The organism is Caulobacter segnis (assembly GCF_003243465.1).
Classification (GTDB): Bacteria; Pseudomonadota; Alphaproteobacteria; order Caulobacterales; family Caulobacteraceae; genus Caulobacter; species Caulobacter segnis_A.
On record NZ_QFQZ01000145.1, the window covers coordinates 1 to 4,218 of the forward strand.

Consider the following 4,218-nt stretch of genomic DNA (forward strand, 5'->3'; position numbering starts at 1 on the left):
CGGGCCCAGGCCAGGTGTGGCCGGCCGACTTCAGCCGATAGAACACCACCTCCCCGCCCCTGGCGCACTGGTCGTAGGTCTCGACCGTGACGTCGCCCTTGGGCTCGACGGAAGGCTTGTCCGCACAGCCGTCGGCGCGCCGCCAGAAGTCCACCGCGTAGGCGACCTCGCGAAAGGGCCGGGTTTGCGAACGCGCCACCAGCGCCATCGGCGAAGTCCCGCCCTTGAACGGCACGATGTCGTCCTGCTCGCCGTGCATGATTAGGGCTGGGACGGGAGTTGTCGGCGGCGTCTCGCCGCCGAACATCGCGCCAGAGACCACCGCGATGGCCGCGACGCGCGGCGCCAGGGCCTCGCCGATGCGGTAGGTCAGCATGCCGCCATTGGAGAGGCCGGTGACATAGATGCGCTTCGGGTCGATGCGATGGTCGCGCGCGATGTCGTCAATCATCGCGCCGATGAAGGCGACATCGTCGCTGTCCGAGGCCATGGCGAAGCCGCAGCAGCCTCCGGCGTTCCAAGTCCCCATGTTAGAGCTTCGCCCCACGCCGCTCGGAAAGGCCACGGCGAAGCCCTCTCGCCGGGCGGTCTCCAGCCAGCGCGGCGTCATGGTCTTGGCGTTGCCGCCGCCGCCATGCAGGGCGATAACCAGTGGAACCGGACCCGACGCCTTGACCGGCGTGTCCAGCAGATAGTCTCGCGCGACGCCCCCCACGCTGACGCTGCGCGCAGCGGGTGGGGCCTCGTCCCGAGCCCACGCCCCCCCGGAGCCCAGCGCCAAAGTGGCGACGACGAAGGTCAGAACGATCGATTTCATCTGTTCGATCCTTGCTTGGGCGCCTAGTAACGCAGCGTCAGTTCCGCGCCGTAGATGCGCGGTTGGTTCCAGAATTCGGCGGTCCCGACCACGTTCAGCACGTAGCGCTCGTCGGTCAGGTTCCGCCCGGTGACGGAGAAGCGCCAGTTGCGTCCTTCGACGCCGATCCGGGCGTCGTAGAGGGTGTAACCGGCATAGGCGCGGCTGTTCTCCGGCGTCTCGTAGCCGCCGTGCGCGTACTGAGCGCTACCGCCGATAAAGCCGCGCAGGCGGCCAATCGGCTGCGTGTATAGCAGGTTGGCCGTGATCTGGTTGTCGCGCAGGCGCGGCACGTGCTTGCCTTTCAGGTCGACGGTCACGCCCTGGCTGATCAGGCTGGCGCCCTTCTCGAACGCGCCGTCCGAGGTCGAGTAGGATACCCGCGTCACCAGCCGCCCCGGTCCGACCCGGAAGATGCGGCGCGCCTCGGCCTCGAAACCATAGACGTGGGCGTCGCCCGCGTTGGATAGGATGAAGCCGGTCGCGCCGGCCGAGGGCGCGGTCACCACCTGCACCTGGTTGGTCCAGGTGTAGTAGACGGCCGCCTCGGCGTTGAACCCAAACAGGCGCCCCTTCCAACCGGTCTCGTAGTTATAGGCGTACTCGGCGTCGTAGCGCAGGATCTGCGGCAGCAGGGTGCGGGTCACCGACGGCGGAAGGTTGGTGTTGAAGCCGCCCGAACGGTAGGCCGTCGCGAAGCGCCAGTAGAGGTTCTGCTCATCGGCCAGGTTCCAGCGCAGCGACACGGTCGGCGTGTAGAACGTGTTGCCGAAGCCGGTGCGCACCGTGGCCGTCTCGTTCCCCGCCGCGCAGGCGGGTGACGTCAGGGTCGGCGGACAGAACTGGACCGTGGCCGCGCCCGAGCCGCCGATCGGGGCCAGCAGGCCTGTCGGCGCGGTTCCCGATCCGAAATAGACCAGCGGGTCCTCCGACCAGCGCTCGAAGTCGTAGTCGCGGCTATCGTGCTGGCCGCGCAGCTCCAGGCCCAGCAGCCAGCGCTCGGCGAGTTTGGCCTCGATCGCGCCGAACAGCGAGACGGAGTCGACCTTCTCGTTGAAGGTATCGTGGTTCATCGTGCCGCGGCCGGCCTGGCGGGCCGCCGCCGAGAAGGTCGTGGCCGCGCCCACCGCCGCCGTACCGACGAAACAGCCGGGTGTCGCGGCCAGGGCCGCGCCCGTATAGGCGAGGCAGTCGAGCGGCTCGGTGACCACGTGATCCTTGGAGTTCAGGTACTCCGCGCCGAACAGCCAACTGACGCGCCCGCCCTTCTTCGACGCGAAGGTGACCTGGGCCACATCGCGGCGATAGTCCTCGAATTGGGCGCGCGAATAGTCGGGATAGCTGACCGCCGCCCCTGGCGCGACGTCGGACAGCGACAGGCCCACGAAGTGGTCGTCGTCCTCGTTGCCGCGCGCGCCGTCCCGCTCGCGGTGCGAGGCCCGTAACGCCATGTCGGCCCAGCCCAGATCGACATCGGCCCGCAGCGAGAAGCCCTTCTCCTTGATATCGGTCCGTCCTTGCCGGTTCTGATTGGCGCGGATGTCGGGACCCGCATCCAGCGTCGGACTGCGGGCCAGGCCCGTGAAGCCGGGCGCGCTACTGTCGTAGTACTCGCCCATCGCGCCTAAGGTGACCTTGGTCGAGGGGCGAGCCTCAAGCGTCAGCCGCACGCCCTTGGAATCCTGGGTGTCGGTGAACTCGCCGGTCGTGGTGTTGACGATGAAGCCGTCATGCTGGTCGCTGATGAAGCCTCCCAGCCGCGCGGCCAGCTTGTCACCCAGCGGCAGGTTGACGATCGCCTCCAGGTCGGTGCGGTTGGGATCGGACCGGCGGACGGTCGCCGTACCGCCGTATTCCGGTCTGGGCGCGTTGGAGATGACGTTGACAGCGCCGCCAACGGCGTTGCGCCCGAACAGCGCGCCTTGCGGCCCGCGCAGCACCTCTACCCGCGCATTGTCGAACAGGTCCATCCGCGTCAACGAGCGGCCGCCGAAGCCGCCGCCGGAATTGTAAAGGCCGTCGCGATAGAGACCCGTGGCGGTCTCGGTGAAGCCGACCCGACCACTACCCTGCCCGCGGATCGAGATATCGTTCAGATATTCAGGACCAGAGGTCACCAGGGTCACGCCCTGGATCTGGCGCAGGTAGTCCTCCATGCGGTCCAGCACCAGCCCCTGACGATCAGCCTCGGTGATCGCGGTGACCGCGGCGGGAACGTCACGCAGCTGCTCGGCGCGGCGGCGGGCGGTGACCACCACCTCGCCGACATCACCAGCAGCCTGCGCGTAGGCCGCGCCCGCCGTCAGCAGCGCCCCCAGCGCCGCGATCCCGACACCGCCCATCATCGCCGCCCGGCGCGCGGCGCCCCGGCGGCTGGAATAGTCTTCGGCCGCGGCCGCACAAGCCCGTCCCATGGTCACCCTCCCTCATGGCGTCTGCGCGCCTTTGATCGCGGGAGGCTAAGCCGAGACGGTTATCGCTGTCTACAAATTGTCGACAATTTATGCCGTAATCTTTAGAGCGGCCGCTAAGGAGTCGACGTGGGTCAACTGCGCTTGCCGGTCGGCCTCGTCGCCGTCGCCGCGCACGATGGCCTCTGCCAGGTCACGCCATCGCTGGGCGGCTCGCACCCGGAGCTCCTCGGTGGTGAAGCCGTAAGGACCAAAGTTATGAGCGGCGCCGGCGCGCACATCGAGGATCAGCGACTTCAGCCGGCCGCCCTTGGCGGCGTCCAGCACGGCGAACCCGGCGCGTAGGGTCTGGCGGAAGAACTCCTCTGGCTCGACGCCCGCGCCGGTCATCGCGTCGAGACGCTCGACATGCCGCCAAAGCAATTGGATATCCTCGTCATTTCTATGGGCCGCGGCCTTCCGCGCTGCGAACCCAAACAGCACGGCGCTGATCTCGACGCTCTCACGGGCCTCTTGGTCTGACAGTCTGGCGACGGTAGCGCCCTTCATCGGTTCGATGTGCACCAGCGAGCGCGTGGCCAGGATGCGCAGAGCCTCGCGAACGGGCGCGCGACTGACCTTGAATCGCTCCGAAAGCTCGATCTCCCGAAGCCGGTCACCAGGCTTGTAGACGTTCGTCTCGATCAGATAGGCCAAATCCAGAGCGACGCGATCCGCCACGGATCGATTTCGCTTTTGCAGAAGATGCGGTGGGATCGGTTTTGCCATTGCCTACAATCTCGAGTGTCGCGCGATCGTAGCAAGCTTATTCGTTGAAGCGTAGTTTCGAGCAGAACTCAATCGTCTGGGCCAACGGCTCCAAGTTCGATCAAGCGCCAGAGGACTAAGCCGCTCGCGCGGCATGGGTGACCGGCGCTGGCGCCGTAGTTGAACCTGAAGTGGCGGCGCCTT

The 4,218-nt window shown here is 67.3% G+C and carries 3 protein-coding genes; all 3 read right to left on the bottom strand.

Annotated elements, in window-relative coordinates; genetic code table 11:
- Positions 1-817: PHB depolymerase family esterase (locus DI526_RS23170; protein ID WP_304283340.1), on the bottom strand; the 817-nt coding region annotated here is incomplete at its 3' end.
- A gap of 23 nt (positions 818-840) precedes the next feature.
- Positions 841-3,270, bottom strand: coding sequence for a TonB-dependent receptor (locus DI526_RS23175; protein WP_304283343.1), 2,430 nt, complete (start codon positions 3,268-3,270; stop codon positions 841-843).
- Between the two features lie 87 nt (positions 3,271-3,357).
- Entirely contained in the window at positions 3,358-3,987 is a 630-nt protein-coding gene (locus DI526_RS23180) for a GntR family transcriptional regulator (RefSeq protein ID WP_304283345.1), read from the bottom strand.
- Positions 3,988-4,218 lie beyond the last annotated feature (231 nt).